This window comes from Antiquaquibacter oligotrophicus, from assembly GCF_020535405.1.
GTDB classification, from domain to species: Bacteria; Actinomycetota; Actinomycetes; order Actinomycetales; family Microbacteriaceae; genus Rhodoglobus; species Rhodoglobus oligotrophicus.
The window spans coordinates 2,507,708-2,526,458 of the sequence record NZ_CP085036.1 but is presented as its reverse complement, the minus strand read 5'-3'; the positions used below and the strand labels follow the sequence as shown (position 1 = coordinate 2,526,458).

General features: G+C 66.3%; 14 protein-coding genes. 8 read left to right on the top strand and 6 right to left on the bottom strand.

Features of this window, described 5'->3' with window-relative positions; translation table 11 throughout:
• Positions 1-20: 20 nt before the first annotated feature.
• From glgX to ybaK, 5 genes are all read left to right on the top strand, one after another.
• Positions 21-2,084, top strand: a complete 2,064-nt coding sequence (gene glgX, locus LH407_RS12290) for a glycogen debranching protein GlgX (protein WP_322133697.1) — start codon at positions 21-23, stop codon at positions 2,082-2,084.
• A 61-nt stretch (positions 2,085-2,145) separates the two neighbouring features.
• On the top strand, positions 2,146-2,670 hold the full coding sequence (locus tag LH407_RS12285) for a hypothetical protein (protein ID WP_322133698.1): 525 nt from the start codon (positions 2,146-2,148) through the stop codon (positions 2,668-2,670).
• The gene (locus LH407_RS12280) at positions 2,649-3,389 is read left to right on the top strand and encodes a PKD domain-containing protein (protein WP_322133699.1); all 741 of its coding nucleotides are present in this window, start codon (positions 2,649-2,651) and stop codon (positions 3,387-3,389) included. Before LH407_RS12285 ends, LH407_RS12280 begins: the two co-directional genes overlap by 22 nt.
• A gap of 15 nt (positions 3,390-3,404) precedes the next feature.
• On the top strand, positions 3,405-3,854 hold the full coding sequence (locus tag LH407_RS12275) for a hypothetical protein (RefSeq protein WP_322133700.1): 450 nt from the start codon (positions 3,405-3,407) through the stop codon (positions 3,852-3,854).
• A 29-nt stretch (positions 3,855-3,883) separates the two neighbouring features.
• A complete protein-coding gene (gene ybaK, locus LH407_RS12270; RefSeq protein WP_322133701.1) occupies positions 3,884-4,360 on the top strand; it encodes a Cys-tRNA(Pro) deacylase in 477 nt (158 codons plus the stop codon).
• Positions 4,361-4,441: 81 nt separating this feature from the next.
• Here the strand turns inward: ybaK and glgP are convergent, their stop codons facing one another.
• On the bottom strand, positions 4,442-6,994 hold the full coding sequence (glgP, locus tag LH407_RS12265; protein WP_322133702.1) for an alpha-glucan family phosphorylase: 2,553 nt from the start codon (positions 6,992-6,994) through the stop codon (positions 4,442-4,444).
• Positions 6,995-7,125: 131 nt separating this feature from the next.
• Here glgP and LH407_RS12260 point away from each other — a divergent pair, with 131 nt between their 5' ends.
• Together LH407_RS12260 and glgB are read left to right on the top strand one after the other, a co-directional pair.
• Positions 7,126-9,114, top strand: coding sequence for an alpha-1,4-glucan--maltose-1-phosphate maltosyltransferase (locus LH407_RS12260; RefSeq protein WP_407650577.1), 1,989 nt, complete (start codon positions 7,126-7,128; stop codon positions 9,112-9,114).
• A complete protein-coding gene (gene glgB, locus LH407_RS12255; protein ID WP_322133703.1) occupies positions 9,114-11,285 on the top strand; it encodes a 1,4-alpha-glucan branching protein GlgB in 2,172 nt (723 codons plus the stop codon). The genes LH407_RS12260 and glgB overlap by 1 nt, the downstream gene beginning before the upstream one ends.
• 66 nt (positions 11,286-11,351) lie before the next feature.
• On the opposite strand, the gene sufU is transcribed toward glgB, so the two are convergent.
• From sufU to LH407_RS12230, 5 genes are read right to left on the bottom strand one after another with little or no spacing between them, the layout of a single operon-like run.
• Positions 11,352-11,783, bottom strand: coding sequence for a Fe-S cluster assembly sulfur transfer protein SufU (gene sufU, locus LH407_RS12250; protein ID WP_322133704.1), 432 nt, complete (start codon positions 11,781-11,783; stop codon positions 11,352-11,354).
• The gene (locus tag LH407_RS12245; RefSeq protein ID WP_322133705.1) at positions 11,780-13,036 is read right to left on the bottom strand and encodes a SufS family cysteine desulfurase; all 1,257 of its coding nucleotides are present in this window, start codon (positions 13,034-13,036) and stop codon (positions 11,780-11,782) included. The genes sufU and LH407_RS12245 overlap by 4 nt, the downstream gene beginning before the upstream one ends.
• The gene (locus tag LH407_RS12240; RefSeq protein WP_322133706.1) at positions 13,026-13,433 is read right to left on the bottom strand and encodes a hypothetical protein; all 408 of its coding nucleotides are present in this window, start codon (positions 13,431-13,433) and stop codon (positions 13,026-13,028) included. Before LH407_RS12240 ends, LH407_RS12245 begins: the two co-directional genes overlap by 11 nt.
• Before the next feature lie 6 nt (positions 13,434-13,439).
• Positions 13,440-14,321, bottom strand: a complete 882-nt coding sequence (locus tag LH407_RS12235; protein WP_322133707.1) for a co-chaperone YbbN — start codon at positions 14,319-14,321, stop codon at positions 13,440-13,442.
• Positions 14,318-16,240 (bottom strand): hypothetical protein, encoded by a 1,923-nt coding sequence (locus LH407_RS12230; RefSeq protein WP_322133708.1) that lies wholly within the window; start codon positions 16,238-16,240, stop codon positions 14,318-14,320. Before LH407_RS12230 ends, LH407_RS12235 begins: the two co-directional genes overlap by 4 nt.
• Before the next feature lie 305 nt (positions 16,241-16,545).
• Here LH407_RS12230 and LH407_RS12225 point away from each other — a divergent pair, with 305 nt between their 5' ends.
• Positions 16,546-18,750: a coiled-coil domain-containing protein gene (locus LH407_RS12225; protein WP_322133709.1), complete on the top strand. Its 2,205-nt coding sequence runs from the start codon at positions 16,546-16,548 to the stop codon at positions 18,748-18,750.
• Position 18,751: the final 1 nt, after the last annotated feature.

Below are 18,751 nucleotides of genomic sequence, written 5' to 3'. Positions count from 1 at the left end.
GGTTCATTACTCTAGATCGCATGCCCGAATCCCTCTCTGACCTCGGTGTACGGCTGACGTCGCGTGGCGGGCAACTGCGGGTGTGGTCCGCGAACGCGTCCGCGATGGAGCTGTGCATCTTCGACGAGAAGGACAGCAGCTGGGTCGCGAAGACTCTCCCCATGACACGCACGGGGGATGTGTGGTCTGTCACGACCAAGTTCCTTCGCCCGGGCATCCAGTATTCGATCCGTGTCGACGGCCCGAACGGTCCCGGACATTCGTTCGACCCGGCCGCCCACCTCATCGACCCGTACGCGCGGGGCCTCGCACGCGCAGCAAACGGGGAGTGGCGCGGTTATGTGCAGGAGGAGGACACCTTCGACTGGGGTTCTTCGACCAAACCGCGCATCCCCATGGACCACACGGTGCTCTACGAGGCACACGCGAAGGGAATCTCGAAGCTCAACCCTGACGTGCCGGAGGACCTGCGAGGCACGTATGCGGGACTCGCGCACCCGTCGACGATCGCCTACCTGAAGGACCTCGGCGTCACAACGGTCGAGTTGCTCCCCATACACGCGTTCGTGAGCGAACAGCGCCTCATCAAACAGGGCCTCATCAACTACTGGGGCTACAACACCCTCAACTTCTTCACCCCGCACGCCGCCTACGCGAGCAAAGCAGCTCAGACGGGCGGCACGGGCGCGGTATTGCGCGAGTTTAAGGGAATGGTCAAGCTCCTCCACGAAGCGGGCCTCGAAGTCGTGCTCGATGTTGTCTACAACCACACCGCCGAGGAGGGGCCCAAAGGCCCGACGAGCTCATTCCGCGGGATCGACAACCGCAACTACTACCGGCAGACCGCCGACGGCGACTACGTGGACACGACAGGATGCGGCAACTCGGTCAACACCGCGACGCCCGCCGTTCAGCGGCTCATCCTCGACTCGCTCCGGTACTGGGCGAACGACCTTCAGGTGGACGGCTTCCGCTTCGATCTCGCCGCCGAGCTCGGGCGTGACGCGAACCACGAATTCCAGCCCGACCACCCGCTGCTGCTCGCCATCCGCGACGACCCAGAACTCCAGAGCGCCAAGATCATCGCCGAACCATGGGATGTGGGTATGGGCGGCTGGCAGGTCGGCAACTTCCCCGGGGTCGGCGACACCGGCCGCGGTTGGAGCGAATGGAACGACGGATACCGCGACAGGATGCGCGACTTCTGGCTCACCGATGTGGGTGCAGCACGTTCCAACGGGGTGGCGCCGAACGGCATCGGGTCACTAGCGCGCCGTCTCGCCGGGTCCGCACACGTGTTCGCCGAAGAGCGCGGGCCCGTGGCATCCGTGAACTTCATCACCGCTCACGACGGATTCACGATGGCCGATCTCACCGCCTACAACCAGAAGCACAACATGGGCAACGGTGAGAACAACCGCGACGGCACCGACAACAATCATTCGTTCAACCACGGTGTCGAGGGTCCGACGACGGATGCCGCGATCATCGACTCGCGCCGCAAGGCGATGCGCAACCTCCTCGGCACACTCCTGCTGTCGGCGGGTATTCCGATGCTGACGGCCGGGGACGAGTTCGGACGAACGCAGCGTGGTAACAACAACGCGTACTGCCACGACAGCGAGCTCACGTGGCTGCCCTGGTCTCACGAGCCGTGGCAGGAGGATCTGCTGAAGGTGGCGCGGGATCTGATCCGGTTCCGCCGGGAGAACCCTGCGCTGCGCCCGGTGCGCTACGGCAAGTGGGGCGAGACGGTGCCGAGTGCCACGCAGATGGACTGGTACAACAAGCAGGGCGAGGCGATGGACGAGGAGGACTGGAATTCCCCCGAGGAGCGCACCCTCCAGTACCTCGCGGCGTCGACACCCGAGTTCGAGGACTTCAACCGCATCCTCTTGATCGTTCACGGACTCGAGGATGACGTGGACGTTGTGCTGCCCGCCCACGAGGGTGTCGCCGGCTACTCGCTGCTGTGGGATTCGTCGGTCGAGGAGCACGCGGACCCGCTCGTGGATTACCTCCCCGGCTCTCTTCGGACGGTTTCTGGCGCGTCGATGCAGTTGTTCCGAGCGCACGGGGAGTAGCCCGCTCCGCACCTGTGGACAGCACAGCGCACGATCGTTGATGCTCCCCTAGCGTCACCGGATGCGCTTGCTCGCCGCCCTCGCCCTCGCCGTTCTCGCCGCAACCCTGTCGGGCTGCGGACCGGGACGCGTGACGGACGCCCCGGCGCCCGAGCCGACCGTGACCGAGGAGCCCCTCTTCGCGACGGATGCCGAGGCCCTCGCCGCGGCCGAGAAGGTCTACCGCGAGTACTCAGATTTGGCCGATGCAGCGGGAGCGTCAGCCGATCCGAGCGCACTCACTAGCTATGTAACCGAAGAATGGTTCGCGCGAGAGGAGGCTGGATACAGAGACCTTGCCGAAAGCGGGAAAAGACTGGTCGGTACCACCATCCTGACTTCCTTCCGTCTCCAATCATTTGACGGACACGAGATCGTTGTCTACGTCTGTCATGACACTCGCGCGGTTCGAGTCATTGAGCAGGAAACCCTCGCTGACGTCACACCGACGGACAGGCCAAACGAAGCACTACTCGAGGTTCGATTCGAAGTCGAAGAGGGTCTACGAATCGCGGAGAGCAACCTGTGGTCGAACTCTTGCTCGTGATTGCGACAATGTCGTTGAGCGGCTGCGGGCACCTCGATGTGCGCCTTGAGGCCTGCACCTCCGCATCGATCAGCGACGACAGTGTCACCCTCGACACGTCGCTCACCCTCCCCGGCGACGAGACGACAGACTCCGGCACTGACGACGCGGACACCACCGAAGACCTAGGCGCGTGCATGCAACGTCAGACGGGACTCGAGTGTTGGACCGTGACCGCCCCACCCGAGGCATCCATCGCACCGGTCACGCTCGCTGATATCGCGAACTTCCGCCCCGCTGTGGGCGAGCACTACACCCAGCCGCGCGGGTGGGCCGTCGTGAGCCTTCCGACCAACGTGGTGTCGTCTGCTCGACCCCAGACGGTGGACGGAGTGTTGCTGGGAGCTCCCGCCACCGTGCGCTTCACCCCCACCCGGTGGACCTGGGACTATGGGGACGGAACACAGCGCACCACACGGTCGGGCGGCGACGCGTGGGAGAACCTTCGGCTTCGCGAGTTCGACCACACGGGCACCAGTCACGTCTTCCAGAACCGTGGCCGCTACGAGGTCAGTCTCCGTGTCGACTTCGCGGCGGAGTACCGCATCGGCGACGGAACGTGGACGGCCATCGAGGGCCTGCTGACCGTTGTGGCTCCGCCGGTCTCGGTCACGGTTGTCCGCGCGAGCACCGTGCTCGTTGACGCCGACTGCACACGCAAACGCAGCGTCGGATGCTGAGCTAGGCTCCCGTACATGGCCTCTGCTCGACGACTTCTCGCCGTCGCTGCCGCCGTCGCGCTGCTCAGCGGGTGCGGCGCCCTGGGCTCCGACGTCGGCGAGGTCACCGTCAGCACAGCCACGCGAGAGCCCGAGTACACACCGCCGCCGCTCGACCCGTCGGACTTCGACCTCGTTGTGACGCGCGAGTTCACCGTCGACTCGGTCACGGTCACGTGTCGCGCCTACCTCCGCGCCGAAGGCGACGAGGCGGCATCCGCGTATCTCGCGGCGTACGACGCTTCGGGCATCGAGCCGAGCCTCGATCAGTACACTCCGGAGGATCTTGAGGCACGCCGTGCTCAAGGAGTTACCGACCACCAGCTGTTGTTCATGCTCGTGACCGATCGCATCACCGAGGATTTCAAAGCGGCAGGGCTTCTCACCACATCGGTGTCCATGGAGGGCGAGACTCGCTGCGAATAGCCCCGCGCGACTCCCGGTAGCCTGGCGGCATGGCAGCAGGTACCCCCGCCACCGTCGCCCTCACCGCGGCGGGCATCCCGTTCACGGTGCACAGCTACGAGCATGATCCGGCCAACACCAACTTCGGCACCGAGGCAGCCGAGGCTCTCGACCTCGACGCTGAGCAGGTCTTCAAGACGCTCCTCGCGGATGTCGACGGGCGCCTCGTTGTCGGCATCGTACCCGTGACGGGCAAGCTCGACCTCAAGGCGCTCGCTGCCGCGGTGGGCGGCAAACGCGCCGAGATGGCCGACCCGAAACTCGCCGAACGCCGCACCGGCTACGTTGTGGGCGGTATCAGCCCCATTGGTCAGAAAACGAAGCACACAACCGTGCTCGACGAAACCGCCGAGCTGTACGACACGATCTTCGTGAGCGGCGGCCGCCGCGGCCTCGACATCGAGCTCGCCCCCGCCGATCTCGTGCGCATTACCGACGCCATCGTCACCCCGATCGCCCGCGACTGACTAACTGAGGTAGGCCGATCCGCCCCTCTCGGAGGCAGAAAAGGGGCGGAATGCCCTACCTCAGAATGACGACGGGGAGCGTTAGACGGCGACGGCCACGAGCCCCAGCTCGGCATCGGAGGCGAGCAGCGGATGCTTCGGCACCACCCGAACCGTGTATCCGAAGCTGCCCGACCGCTCGAGCGGCACCGTTCCCGCGAACACCGCGGGTGACCCGCTCTCTTCGGTGACCCGCAGCTCTCGACGGCTCACGGATACGAGGCGGTCGCTGGCCTGCGCGCGACCGTACACGACCTCCACGAGAACGTCGTCCGGGGTTAGCCCCGCAAGATCGACGGTGGCACGCAAATGCAATTCGTCGCCCAGCTGGGGAACCGAGTCGACTCCCCCGGATTCGACGTGGGCGACGTGAACACCGGGCCACGCATCCGTCACTCGTGCCTTCCAGGCGGCAAGCTCACGCGCGGGCTGGTAGCCCTTCGCCTCGATCTCACGCTCGGCGCGAGCGGCGGGGATGTAGAGCCGCTCCACATACTCCTTGACCATGCGGTCGGCGGAAAGCTCGGGTGACAACGTCGCGAGGGTGTGACGGATCGATTCCACCCACCGGGTCGGCACGTCGTCGGCGTTGCGGTCGTAGAACCGTGGCGCGATCTGGTGCTCGATGAGGTCGTACAGGCTTTCGGCTTCGAGCTTGTCGCGCTCGGCGCCGTCCCCTGCCGAGTCGGCGGACGGGATCGCCCAGCCGTTTTCCTCGTCGTAGAACTCCGCCCACCAACCGTCGAGGATCGACAGGTTGAGCGAGCCGTTGAGCGCGGCTTTCATGCCGGAGGTTCCGCACGCCTCGAGTGGGCGCAGCGGGTTGTTCAACCACACGTCGGTACCCGGGTAGAGCGTTTTGGCCATACCGATGTCGTAGTTGGGCAGGAACACGATGCGCTTGCGCACCTCCGGCTCCGACGCGAACTCGACGAGCCGCCGAATGAGGCGTTTGCCTTCATCGTCGGCCGGATGCGACTTGCCGGCGATCACCAACTGGATGGGCCGCTCGGGGTGGGTCAGGAGCGCACGAAGTCGATCCTGGTCCTGGAGCATGAGGGTGAGCCGCTTGTAGGTCGGCACACGGCGGGCGAAGCCGATGGTGAGGATCTCGGGGTCGAGCAGTTCGGAGAACCACGCAGGGTCCCCCACGCCGGGGTTCTGCTCCTGCCAGGCGAGACTTACCCGGCGACGGGCATCCCGCACCAATTGGTCGCGCATGCGACCACGGATCGCCCACAGGTCTGCGTCACTCACGACCTCGGACATCCAGTCCACCGACGTGGTGTCGGGGTTTCCGAACTTCTCGGCGGCAAAGGAGGTGAGGAGCGGGTCCGTCCAGGTCGGGGCGTGCACACCGTTGGTCACCGAGGTGATGGGCACGTCTTCCGGGTCGAACTCCGGCCACAGCACACCGAACATCTCGCGGGACACTTCGCCGTGTAGCTGGGAGACGCCGTTGGCTCGCTGAGCCAGGCGCAGCCCCATAACGGCCATGTTGAACTTGCTCGGGTCGCCACCCTCGTAGTTTTCGGTGCCGAGCGCGAGCACGTCGGCAGCGTCAACGCCGGGCAGAAGGTCGGTGCTCATGTAACGCTCGATGAGCGGTACCTCGAAACGGTCGATGCCCGCCGGTACGGGTGTGTGCGTTGTGAAGACGGTTCCGGCTCGCACAACCTGCAGCGCCTCGGCAAACGAGAGGCCCTGACCGATGAGGTCGGAGATGCGCTCCAGTCCGAGGAATCCCGCGTGACCTTCGTTGGTGTGGAAGACCCCGGGCGACGCGACACCCGTGAGGTCGGTGTAGACCTTGATCGCGCGCACTCCCCCGATACCGAGGAGCAGTTCCTGCAGGAGACGGTGTTCGCCACCGCCGCCGTACAGGCGATCGGTGACGGTGCGCAGCTGTTCGCTGTTCTCGGGGATGTCGGTGTCGAGCAGGAGGAGCGTGATGCGACCGACCGCGACCTGCCAGATGCGGGCGTAGAGAGCGCCGCCGTCGGGGAGAGCGAGCACCACCTGAGCGGCACTGCCGTCGGGGTTACGCAGGACGCTCAGCGGGAGGCCGTCCGGGTCGAGCACCGGGTACGACTCCAGTTGCCACCCCTCGCGGGAGATCGCCTGCCGGAAGTACCCGGCGCGGTAGAAGAGTCCGACGCCGATGATGGGCACGCCGAGGTCGCTGGCGGCCTTGAGGTGGTCACCGGCGAGGATTCCGAGCCCTCCGGAGTACTGGGGCAGGGCTGCTGCGATGCCGAACTCGGGCGAGAAGTAGGCGATGGAGGCCGGGGCATCCGTCAGCGACTGGTACCAGCGCGGTTCGCTCAAGTAGGTGTGCAATTCGTCGCGCAGCTCGGTGGCCGCCCCGACGAAGGTGTCGTCGGATGCGAGCTGCTCCAGTCGCTCGGAGTCGACGGCGCCGAGCATCGCGACGGGGTCGTGCGAGGTCAGCTCCCAGAGCTCCGGGTCGATCGAGCGAAAGAGCTGGCGGGTTGGCTGATGCCACGAGCGCCGCAGGTTGGTCGCAAGCTCCTCGAGCATGCCGAGTCGCTCGGGGAGCACGGTCCGGACGGTAAACCTTCTGATCGCCTTCACCCGATCCACCCTAAGGCGGTGACGTTACCGGGGCGTAAAGCGTTGCCAACAGGTGGGGATGCAGTGTAGGCGAGAGAGGACCGCGCCGAAACCCTGCGCTCCTGCCGACCCGAAGGCGGTACGGTCGAGTCGTGGCTACCGAGTACGCACCTGAGCTGGGTCGGATTCCGATCCGCCACCTGTCCCCTGTCTCCCCCGAGAATCGCTGGTCGAGCAAGGCTTACGTCGGTGAGGTGGTGCCGTTCGAGGCGACCGTCTTCCGCGAGGGCCACGACCTGCTGGGTGTGCGTCTCCTGCTCACGGATCCCTCGGGCAAAACGACCACCCACGTGATGCACGGTGTTGCGCCCGGCACCGATCGCTGGCGCACAGAAGCGAAACTCGACAGCGAGGGTCAGTGGACGTGGCGCGTTCGCGCCTTCGGTGACGACTGGGCTACGTGGTTGCACAACGCTGAGATCAAGATTCCGGCACGCGTCGACGTCGAGCTCATGATCACGATGGGGCGCCAGCTGCTCGCGCGGGCCGGCACACGCAAAATTGTGCAGGATGCGATCGCCGCTTTCGACGATGAGTCCCTCAGCGCAGACGCCAAGCTCGAGGTGGCCCTCGACCCGAGGCTCACGGCGGCTATCGAGGCTCGACCGCTCGCGAGCCTCATAACCGAGAGCGATACCTTCAGCATCCGTGTCGAGCGCGAGCGCGCGGGTGTCGGCAGCTGGTACGAGTTCTTCCCGCGGAGCGAGGGTGCGAAGCGCCTGAAGGATGGCACGTGGGTGAGCGGCACGTTCCGCACGGCCGCGCGGCGACTGCCGGCCGTCGTGGCGATGGGATTCGACGTGCTCTACCTACCGCCCATCCACCCGATCGGCTACCAGTTCCGTAAAGGCCCGAACAACACACTCGTCACGGCCCCGGGCGACCCCGGGTCGCCGTGGGCGATTGGTTCCGCCGACGGCGGTCACGATGCCGTGCACCCCGACCTCGGCACGGTGAAGGACTTCAGCTACTTCCTCGGCCAGGCGAAGAAGGCAGGCATCGAGGTAGCGCTCGACTTTGCACTCCAGGCTTCGCCGGATCATCCGTGGGTCACCGAGCACCCGGAGTGGTTCACGACACTGCCGGACGGCTCGATCGCTTTCGCGGAGAACCCTCCCAAGAAGTATCAGGACATCTACCCGATCAACTTCGACAACGATCCCGAGGGCATTCGGGCCGAAGTGCTGCGCTTGCTGCGCTACTGGATCGGGTTGGGTGTGCGGATCTTCCGTGTCGACAATCCGCACACGAAGCCGTTGCAGTTCTGGGAGATCGTGCTCCACGAGATCAACAGTGAGTTCCCGGATGTCGTGTTCCTCGCGGAAGCGTTCACGCGCCCCGCGATGCTGCAGTCGCTCGCGCAGGTAGGTTTCCAGCAGTCGTACACGTATTTCACGTGGCGCAACACGAAGGACGAACTGGCGGAGTTCTTCGAGTCGATCTCCCATGAGACGTCGGCCTTCCTTCGGCCGAACCTCTTCGTCAACACCCCCGACATCCTCACCGAGTACCTGCAGTTCGGTGGTGTCCCCGCCTACCGCATTCGCGCGGGCCTCGCCGCGACCGCGAGCCCCAGCTGGGGTGTGTACGCCGGGTACGAACTCTTCGAGCACGTGGCGCGCCCGGGCAGCGAGGAGAACATCGACAACGAGAAGTACGAGTACAAGCTTCGGGACTGGGCGGGAGCGGAGAAAGCCGGTCGCTCGCTTGCGCCGTACCTGACACGCCTCAACGAGATTCGGGCCGAGCATCCGGCACTGCGGCAGCTGCGCAATCTCGACGTGCACTGGAGCGACGACGACTCGATCCTCGTCTATACGAAGTACCTCGCCGGCGCATACGCTCCCGGCGGTCGACCCGACGCCATCATCGTTGTCGCCAACGTCGACCCGCACTCGGTGCGCGAGACGACGGTGCACCTCGACCTCACGCGACTGGGGCTCGACCCCGATGCACGGTTCACCGTGCACGACTTGCTCTCCGGCGACACCTTCGAGTGGGGCCGCGATAACTACGTGCGGTTGGATGCCTTCACCCAGCCCATGCACATCCTCCACGTCGAGTACCCGCGAGGTCGCTGATGCCCAAGAAGCCCGTCACCCTTCCGGAACTGCACCCCGACCACATCCGATCGCTCGTCGAGGGCAGGCACCCCCAGCCTCACGCCACGCTCGGCGCCCATCGCCACAACGATGGGTGGATCATCCGTGCCGTGCGACCGCTGGCCGCGACCGTCACCGCGGTGCGCGCCGACGGTACTCGTGTGCCGCTCACTCACGTCGCCGACGGGTTGTGGGAAGGTTTCGCGCCCGATCCCGGACAGGCGTACGAGGTCGAGACGACCTACGAAAACGGACCGGGTTGGACCGCGGACGACCCGTACCGTTTTGTGCCATCGGTGGGCGAGATCGACCTCTACCTGTGGGGTGAGGGTCGCCACGAACAGTTGTGGCACGTTCTCGGCGCGCACTTCCGCCCGCACGAGGGTGTCGCGGGAACGTCGTTCAGCGTGTGGGCCCCGCACGCGCACGCCGCACGCGTGATCGGCGACTTCAACGGGTGGAACGGCGTCGGCCACGCGATGCGCCGACTCGACGACAACGGTGTCTGGGAGATCTTCATCCCGGGGCTCGAGCCCGGCAACGCCTACAAGTTCGAACTCTTGACCGGCTCCGGCGAGTGGGTCAAACGCGCTGACCCCATGGCCCGCTACACCGAGGTTCCGCCGGCAACCGCGTCCAAGATCGGCCAGTCACTCTATGAGTGGCGGGACGGCGACTGGATGACCCGGCGCGCCGCATCGGACCCCCACAACGGCGCCATGAGCGTCTACGAAGTGCACCTCGGGTCGTGGCGACCGGGACTGGACTACCGCTCCGTCGCGGACGAACTGATTGGCTACGTGCAGGAGCTCGGGTTCACGCACGTCGAGTTCCTGCCGCTGGCCGAGCATCCGTTCGGCGGTTCCTGGGGTTACCAGGTCACGGGGTACTACGCGCCCACGAGTCGTTTCGGCCACCCCGACGACTTCAAGTACCTCATCGATCGCCTTCACGGTGCGGGCATCGGCGTCATTATGGACTGGGTGCCGGGCCACTTCCCCAAGGACGAGTGGGCACTCGCCCGCTTCGATGGTGAGGCTCTCTACGAGCACTCCGACCCGCGACGCGGCGAGCAGCTCGACTGGGGCACGCTCATCTTCAACTTCGGGCAGTCCCAGGTGCGTAACTTCCTCGTCGCCAATGCCCTGTACTGGCTCGAAGAGTTTCACATCGACGGCCTGAGGGTCGACGCTGTTGCTTCGATGCTTTACCTCGATTACTCCCGCGAGGAGGGTCAGTGGCTGCCCAATCAGTACGGCGGTCGCGAGAATCTCGAGGCCATCAGCTTCCTCCAGGAGGTCAATGCGACCGCCTACAAACGCAACCCCGGCATCGTCATGATCGCCGAGGAGTCAACGAGTTGGCCCGGCGTCACGAAGCCGACCTCGGAATCGGGCCTCGGGTTCGGAATGAAGTGGAACATGGGGTGGATGCACGACACCCTCCAGTACATGGCGGAGGACCCCATGTACCGGTCGTATCACCACGGCGACATCACGTTCTCATTCCTGTACGCGTTCAGCGAGAGCTTCATGCTGCCCATCAGCCACGATGAGGTCGTCCACGGCAAGGGTTCGCTCTTGCACAAGATGCCGGGCGACCAGTGGCAGAAGCTCGCCAATATGCGGGTGTACCTGTCGTTCATGTGGGCCCACCCCGGCAAACAATTGCTGTTCATGGGGAGCGAGTTCGGTCAGCCCTCCGAGTGGAGCGAGGAGCGCGGCCTCGACTGGTGGATCCTCGATCAGCCGGTTCACCAGGGTCTGCAGCGACTGGTCGGCGAACTCAACCGCGCATATCGCTCACATCCGGCGCTGTGGGAGCAGGACAACTCGCCCGCCGGTTTCGAATGGATCGATGGCGGCAACTCCGGTCAGAACATCGTGGCGTTCCTGCGGTGGTCGCGGGAGGGGGCGCCGCTCGTCGGCATCTTCAACTTCAGCGGAAATCCGGTCGGTCCGTACCGCATCGGGCTACCGTTCGCTGGCACGTGGCGCGAGGTGATCAACACCGACGCCGGCGAGTTCGGCGGCTCGGGCGTCGGAAACTACGGCGCCGTCGAGGCGCAGGGCGAGCCGTGGGGTGGGCGCCCGGCATCCGTCGAACTCACTCTGCCGCCGCTCGGCGGTCTCTGGCTGGCACCGGCCTAGGTTTCCCACCGTGAGGTGCCCACTTCGGTGGGTTTTTCGCGCGGAGAACCCACCGAAGTGGGCACCTCAGGAGGCGATCAGCGCGGCCTCGAGGGCAACCCACGGGAGCATCGCGCACTTCACGCGGGCCGTGTAGCGCGAGACCCCGTTGAAGGCGATCGCGTCGCCGAAGCGCTCCTCGTCGAGTTCCAACTCGCCACGCGACCTCAGCACGCTGCGGAACTCCTCGATGAACCCGCGAGTGTCCTCGATCGAGCGACCCACGATGAGCGCCGAGAGAATGGATGCCGAGGACTGCGAGATCGCGCAACCGTGACCTTCCCACCCGAAGCCCGACACGACACCGTTCTCGACCCGGATCGTCACCGTCACCTCGTCGCCGCACGTCGGGTTGAGCTGATGCGACTGCCCGGACGGGTTCTCGAGCAGGGCACGGCCCTGCGGTCGTTTCGCGTGATCGAGAATCAACTCCTGGTAGAGCCCACCCAGATCGCTCATCGGCCGACCCCGAAAAACGCGGGAACCTCGGCGAGCGCCTCCAAGAACACGTCGATCTCCTCGTCGGTCGTGTACACGGATGCACTCGCCCGAGCACTCGCGACCAGCCCGAGTCTGCGGTGCAGCGGCTGGGCGCAGTGATGCCCGACACGCACGGCGATACCGCGGTCGTCGAGGAACTGCCCAACGTCGTGGGCGTGCACACCAGCCACCTCGAAACTCGCGAGGCCGATGCGTGGGGCACCCGAGGTGTCCCCCAGCACACGAACCCCGTCGAGTTGCCGGAGCCCTTCTACGAGCCGCGCGCCGAGGCGCACCGAGTGATCGGCTACGGCGGGCATGCCGATCCGCTCGAGGTAGCGCACCGCTTCGGCGAGCGCGACTGCCTGCGAGACCCGCTGAGTGCCGGGCTCGAAGCGCAGCCGAGGTGGCAGGAACTCGGCCCGCTCCATGGTGACCGTGGTGATCATGGAGCCGCCCGTGGATGCGGGCGGTAGCGCTTCGAGCAGTTCGCGACGGCCGTATAGCGCGCCGATTCCTGTTGGCCCGAGCATCTTGTGTCCCGAGAACACTGCGAAATCGACGTCGAGAGCGCGGACGTCGACGGGCAGATGGGGCACAGACTGGCACGCGTCGAGAACGATGAGTGCGCCGACCTCGTGAGCTCTCGCGATGATCGGCTCGAGGGGTGTCACGGTGCCGAGCACATTCGAGACGTGCGAGACGGCGACGATGCGCGCACGGGGTGTGACCACGGACTCGAGCGTGTCGAGCAGCAGCGCCCCGTCATCGTCGACGGGAATGTAGCGAAGAACCGCGCCCGTGCGCTGAGCGAGTTGCTGCCACGGGATCAGGTTGGCGTGGTGCTCGAGCTCGGTGACCACGATCTCGTCGCCGGGGGTGAGGGCGAGCGAACGATACTGCGCATCGGCGGTGGACGCGTTCGAGAGCGCCGTCGCGATGAGGTTGATGCCCTCCGTTGCGTTGGACGTCCACACGATCTCGTCATCCCGCGCTCCGACAAACCGCGCAACGGCTGCCCTGGCGTCGTCGAAGGCATCGGTCGCTCGAGCCGCGAGCGTGTGGGCTCCCCTGTTGACCGCAGCATTGGTTGTGGTCAGAAACTCGCGTTCGGCCTCGAGCACCGCGAGGGGCTTTTGGGCCGTGGCCGCCGAGTCGAGGTAGACGAGCGGATGCCCGTTCACGCTCGAGTCGAGGAGGGGAAAGTCAGCGCGCACATCCTCAGCCCGCATCCCTGTCACCCTTTCCTTCGCCAGCGTCCCTGCGGAGCGTCGCAATCATGCCGCCGAGGAGCGATCGACGGCCGGGTGTCTCCGGCGGTGTCTCGCCGTCGCGGAGCAATTCGAGTGTGCGGCCGTCTCGCAGCGCGTACCCCGGAAAGTCGAAGATCGTCGAGTACCCCAGCTCCTGTTCACGGCGGGCAACGCCACCCACACGCACCGCGAGCACCACTGAGGCGGCGAAAAATCCGAGCATCACCACGGCGAAAACCGCCGCGAGGATGCCCGCCCCGGCGATCGCGGACGCCGCGAGCCCGATGAGCCCGCCGACGCCGAAGAGCTGCAGCACACGGGCACGAACATCCCACTGCCACGCCGTGGGTCGAACGAACTCCTCCGACGGATTCACGGACGTCTAGAACAGCAGGAGAGTGAGACGACGACGCGCGGCAACAACGCGCGGGTCCTCGACACCGGCGATCTCGAAGTAGTCGAGTAGGCGCGCGCGAACGCGGTCTTTGTCCGACTGCTCGAGTGTCGGGAACAGGTCGAGGAGTCGCGAGAACGCGTCCTCGAGGTGGCCGCCCGACACGTCGAGGTCCGCTACCGCGAGTTGGGCATCCGCGTCGCCGGGTTTCTCGGCTGCGGCGGTGCGCACCTGGTCGGCCGTGAGGCCATCGAGGCGTGACAGGAGGGACACCTGCGCGAGACCGGCGACGGCGAGGTTGTCCCGCGGGTTTTGGGCGATCGCCGTCTGGTAGGCGGTGATCGCGCGAGCGTAGTCCCCCGCGGAGATGGCGTCGTAGGCCTCCTGGTGAAGCGGCGGCAGGGGTTCCTCGGTCGGCTCCCCCGTCTCGGACGTGGCGAGAGTTCCGGTCACACCCTGCTGCACCGCGAGCTGGAGGATCTGATCGAACACGGAGCGAACATCCTCCTCGGCAGGCACACCAGCGAAGAGTTGGACGGGCCGACCTGCGACAACCGCTGCGACCGTGGGAAGCTCGGCGACCTGGAAAGCCTGAACAAGCTGAGGGCTCGTGGATGCATCAACCGTCGCGATGGCGATCTTGCCGTTGTACGACTCGACGATCGAGGCGAGCCTCGACGACTCCCCCGGGGCGAGGAACTCGACGATAACGGGAACCGTCTGCGACAGGTCGAGCACGGCCGTGAAACTCGAGTCGTTTGCGGTTCGCGAGACGCCGCCGCTCGCCGCCGGCTCGGGGTTCGCTGGACGCACAAGCGACGACAGGTCAACCGCACCTCGAAGGTTTCCGCCCATTGGCGCGTTCGTCATCCGACCTCCGTTGCACTCACAAGTCCCTGGCTATACCCCAACAGAACGATCTTCGCATCACTTCCCGCCGGGGGGATCGCGAAGAGCAGCTGGTCGCTGTAGGTCGCGACGACACCCTTCGTGCTGACCGCGATGCCGGAGAGTGCCTTGACCTGACCGGACGGGTTGATCGCCGCGCCCGCCTCGACCGGTGTCACGGTCGTCGTCTCGGTGAGAGTGACCGCAACGATCGCACCGGCGTCGTTGGTGGCCATGGCAATCGGGTCGGCCTCACCGAGACCGTTGCTGAAGCTCGCGGCAGCGGTCGCCGGCAGGCTCGCAGAGATCTGGTTTTTCGCGTCGAGTCCGACGTTGGTGCGCAGGGTGTCACCGTCCGCCTCGAACAGGAGGTAGGACTCGCTCTCGACGTCCTTCATGAGGATGTCGGCGTAGGCGAGCGCGGCATCCTCCGGGGTCATCGCGAGGAGGCCGCTGTCCGCGGGCAGCCGGGCAGCGCCGATGTTGGCGGGTGCCACGTCCGGCAGCACGGCGGACGGCTCGAGAGTGATCGCGTAGTTGACCTTGTAGTTACTCCGCGGGTCCTCCTGAACGAGGTAGAGCGCGATCGGGGGGATGGTCGCATCCTGGTCGTCCTGAATGACGGCGAACACGGTGCGCGGCCACGTGTCGGTCTGCTGCGGCAGGGTCACCTTGACAGGGCCGTCGGGGATGGCGGTGAGGGGTGCAATGTTCGCGTCGGCGTTGCGAATCGCATAGTTCGCGGTGCGCAGCTCGAGCGCAGGGCCCTCGAACCTCGGCTCCAGGATTGTTGCATCGCGGGTCTCGTCCGCCTCAGCGGCCAGTGCGCTCACCTGGGCGACGATGCGCTCGACCTGGCGCACGGTGGTCGCCGGAGGCGTGAGCTCGGCGCCCTCCGGCAGGGTCGCGGTGGGCGTGGGGGTCGCGTCGGCAGCGCCGTCCGGCCAGACGTCGGCCGAGCATCCGGTGAGGGCGAGAGCAGTAACGAGCAACGGGACAGCAAGGATGCCACGCCTCTTCGCCACCATAAAGGTGCGTTCGGTTCGCGGCTGATCGCCGTCCTGCTCGGCGGGCTGGCTAACGGATGTGCTTTCGGACGTCTCAGTCTTCTCGGGGCGTTCGGTCTGGGGTTCGGTCGCGTCGACCTCCGGTGACTCCGGTGCCGTCGGTTCCGAGTCCGCCGATGCGGCGTCCGGGTTGCGCCAGGTCGGAATGCTCGCCTGATCGGCGGCGGGGAACGTGGGACGTCGACCGAAGCGGCGCTTCTTGGCGCCGGGCACCGCCGGCGTGCTTCGTTTGGGTCCGTGCGCCGAGCGCATGTGCAGGGTGGCCCAGATGAGGAGCGCGATTCCGAGCAGTGCAAATGCCGCGCCGCCGAGGATCATGGGACCTACGAGCGGCGTTGACGTGTCAACCGGCCACGTGATGCTGATGTCGGACGGTGCGGGCTCGACTCCATCGGAGGCGATGACAAACGAAATGTCCTCCGGCACGGTCACCGTGAGCGCGAGGGATCCTTCTTCTTCGTAGTCCTCGAACCACAGGTCGGAGCCTTCGGGGTTCGGGACCTCCGTCTCGCTCCCGTTCACGAGGTCGGCAACGAGTTCGCCGGACTCCTCGTCGAACGTCACGATGGTGTGCCGCGCCTCGCCGACCCAGGCCAGGACATCGGTCGTGCGCCCGTACGCGGCGACGACCTGATCGGACCCCGAGATGTTCAGCGTCTGGCTGCCCGCGAATGCGGTCAGTGCCTGGCCGTCGATGACGGTGACCGGTGCCTGTTCCGACGCCGCGGTCAGGGTCACGTGATCTGGCGACGCGAACACGGTGCGCTGGGCGATTCCCAGCCCGATCAGAAGCGCGGAGACGATGAAGGCGAGGATGGCGAAGACAAATCGCACGGACTACTCCTTTCGTGCTGCCCGGCTCGCGAACCCGGGGGTCGGGAACCCACCGTGGCAGACGCGGCCGCTTTCACGAGACGAGGAGGAGGATCTCCCCTGTGGCCTCGGCGATGCAGCGACAAAGACGTTCAAGAATAGCGGACCAGCCCTGCCGAGGCCTAACAGTGGCACTGGGAAGGTTCTGGGAAAGGCTGCGCGCACGCTGTGTTCCCGGCCCGGCACCGCCTCTCGCCGCGGCGCGAGTGCACAGGGGCACACCCTAGACTTTCTGCATTCCCACCTCGTCCGTACAAGGAGAAGTCATGGCTGCCGGCGACACCGATTTCGGGACCGAGATGCGGGGCTACCGCAAAGACGAGGTGGAGGCCGCGATCCGGTCGTTGCGTGCCGACCTCTCCAAGGCGGAGGCCGAGCTGTCGAAGGCTGTCGCCGATCGCACCGAATCCGCGAAAGAGGTCAAGCGCCTCCTCGCGGTGAACGAAGACCTCCAGGCCGAGCTCGACGAGACGGGCAGCCCGACCTATAGCGGTCTCGGCACCAAGCTCGAGAGCACGCTCCGTGTCGCAGAGGAGCAGTCGACCCGACTCATCGCACAGGCCGACATTGATGCCGAAAAAATGCGCAGCACCGTTGCTGCAGATGTGGCGAAGCAGCGCGCGGATGCCGCGGCGGAGGCCGAGCGGCTTGTTGCCGAGGCATCCGATCGTGCCTCGACGCTTGTCGCCGACGCCACGCTCGAGGCTGAGGCGCACCTCACACGCGCCCGCAGCGAGTCGGAGACGCTGACACGGGATGCTCAGCGCGAGGCGGCCGCGATTCGGAGCGCCGCGACGACCGAGGTGGCCGAAGTGCGGGCCACCGCGGCCCGTGAGGTGGCAGCTCTGCGTTCGGACGCCGAGCGCGAAGCCGCGGAGCTCCGCGAGAGCGCCGCACGCGAGGAGCGGGCCGCACGCGAGATGGCGTCGGCGCTCAAGCGCGACTCCGAATTGGGGCGCAAGAAGCTCGACGAGGAGCTCACGACCAAACGTGCCGATCTCGAGCGCGACCTCGAGCAGGGCCGCACAGACCTGGCTCGCGACATCGAGTCGGGTAAGGCTGCCCTCGAGGCCGAGATCACAACGAGGCGTGCCGAGCTCGACAACGAGATCACGGCGGCGCGCGAGAAGCTCGAGAACGACACCGTGGCCGCGGAGGAAAGACTCCGCGCCGAGACGGAGGCGGCGCAGGCGAAGCTGGCCGCGGATACCGCTGCCTCGACGGCCGCGCTCGAAGCCGAGGCCGAAGCGACCCGGGCGGCCCTGGAGGCGGAGACCACACAGGTTCGCACGTCGCTCGAGGCAGAGGTGTCGTCGACGCGGGAGGCTCTCGCGGCCGAAGTCGAATCCACACGGTCGGCTTTGGCCGCCGAGGTGGGCGCTCAGCGCACCGAGATCGACAACGAGGTCCAGTCCAAGCGCATCACCATCGACAACGAGGTCGAATCCAAGCGCACCGAGATTGACAATGAGGTTGAGTCCAAGCGCACCGAGATCGACAACGAAGTGGAGTCCAAGCGCACGGCGTTGGAGAACGAGGTCGACACGCGCCGTACCGCCCTCGAGAGTGAGATCAGCGCCGCACGTGCAGAGCTCGAGCAAGAGACGGTCGCCTCACGCACCGCCCTGGAACGCGAGGCTGCGACAACTCGCGCCGCACTCGAACGCGAGACGGCCGACGCTCGCTCGGCGCTCGAGAAGGACACCGCCGATGCTCGCATCGCCCTCGAGAAGGAAACAGCGGACGCTCGCAACGATCTGGAGCGCCAGGCAGCGGAGGCGCAGGTCGCGCTCAACGCCGAAATGGCCCAGCTCCGGGGCGAACTCACGGCAGACATCGCCGAGAAGCGCACGGCGCTCGAAGCCGAGATCACGCAAGCGCGTGCTGCACTCGCGCACGACATCGAGAAGCAAACGGCGGACCTCGAACGGGACATCGCACGCCGTCGCGCGGAGCTCGCGAGCGAGACGGAGACCACCAACGCCGAACTCCAGCACCTGCGAGACGAGACACGCACGACCCTCGCCCACGAGGCGGAGGAGGCGCGCACGGCCCTAGAACTCGAGATCACCACGCGCAGGGACGAGGCAGAGCAGGCGGCACTCAAGGCTCAGACGGAAGCATCCGAGCAGCTCGGCGCCTACCTCGCGGAAGCACAGGCGCAGCTCGCCGAAGCCACAGAGCAGGCACGTGTGGCGCGCGACGAGGCAGAGCGCCTCACAACCGAGTCGTCGGATGCCGCGCGCAAACGCCTCGCTGAGTCTGAGACGAAGGCAGCCGAGCTTGTCGCGCACGCCGAGGCACGCGCGAAGACCATCCTCGAGGAGGCGGAACGCCGCAGTGCCACGCTCACCGCGGACGCCGAGGAACGCCTCGCGAAGATACGTGCCGAACGGGAGACAGTAGCCGGTTACCTCGAGAATCTCAAGGGTGTACTGCAGCAAGCGGAGTTCATGTCTGCTGACCAGTAGG

Bases quoted from the DNA above. Each gene is read 5' to 3' on its own strand.
- glgX (WP_322133697.1), top strand. From the start codon at position 21: ATGCCCGAATCCCTCTCTGACCTCGGTGTACGGCTGACGTCGCGTGGC.
- LH407_RS12285 (WP_322133698.1), top strand. From the start codon at position 2,146: ATGCGCTTGCTCGCCGCCCTCGCCCTCGCCGTTCTCGCCGCAACCCTG.
- LH407_RS12275 (WP_322133700.1), top strand. From the start codon at position 3,405: ATGGCCTCTGCTCGACGACTTCTCGCCGTCGCTGCCGCCGTCGCGCTG.
- ybaK (WP_322133701.1), top strand. From the start codon at position 3,884: ATGGCAGCAGGTACCCCCGCCACCGTCGCCCTCACCGCGGCGGGCATC.
- glgB (WP_322133703.1), top strand. From the start codon at position 9,114: ATGCCCAAGAAGCCCGTCACCCTTCCGGAACTGCACCCCGACCACATC.
- sufU (WP_322133704.1), bottom strand. From the start codon at position 11,783: ATGAGCGATCTGGGTGGGCTCTACCAGGAGTTGATTCTCGATCACGCG.
- LH407_RS12245 (WP_322133705.1), bottom strand. From the start codon at position 13,036: ATGCGGGCTGAGGATGTGCGCGCTGACTTTCCCCTCCTCGACTCGAGC.
- LH407_RS12235 (WP_322133707.1), bottom strand. From the start codon at position 14,321: ATGACGAACGCGCCAATGGGCGGAAACCTTCGAGGTGCGGTTGACCTG.
- LH407_RS12225 (WP_322133709.1), top strand. From the start codon at position 16,546: ATGGCTGCCGGCGACACCGATTTCGGGACCGAGATGCGGGGCTACCGC.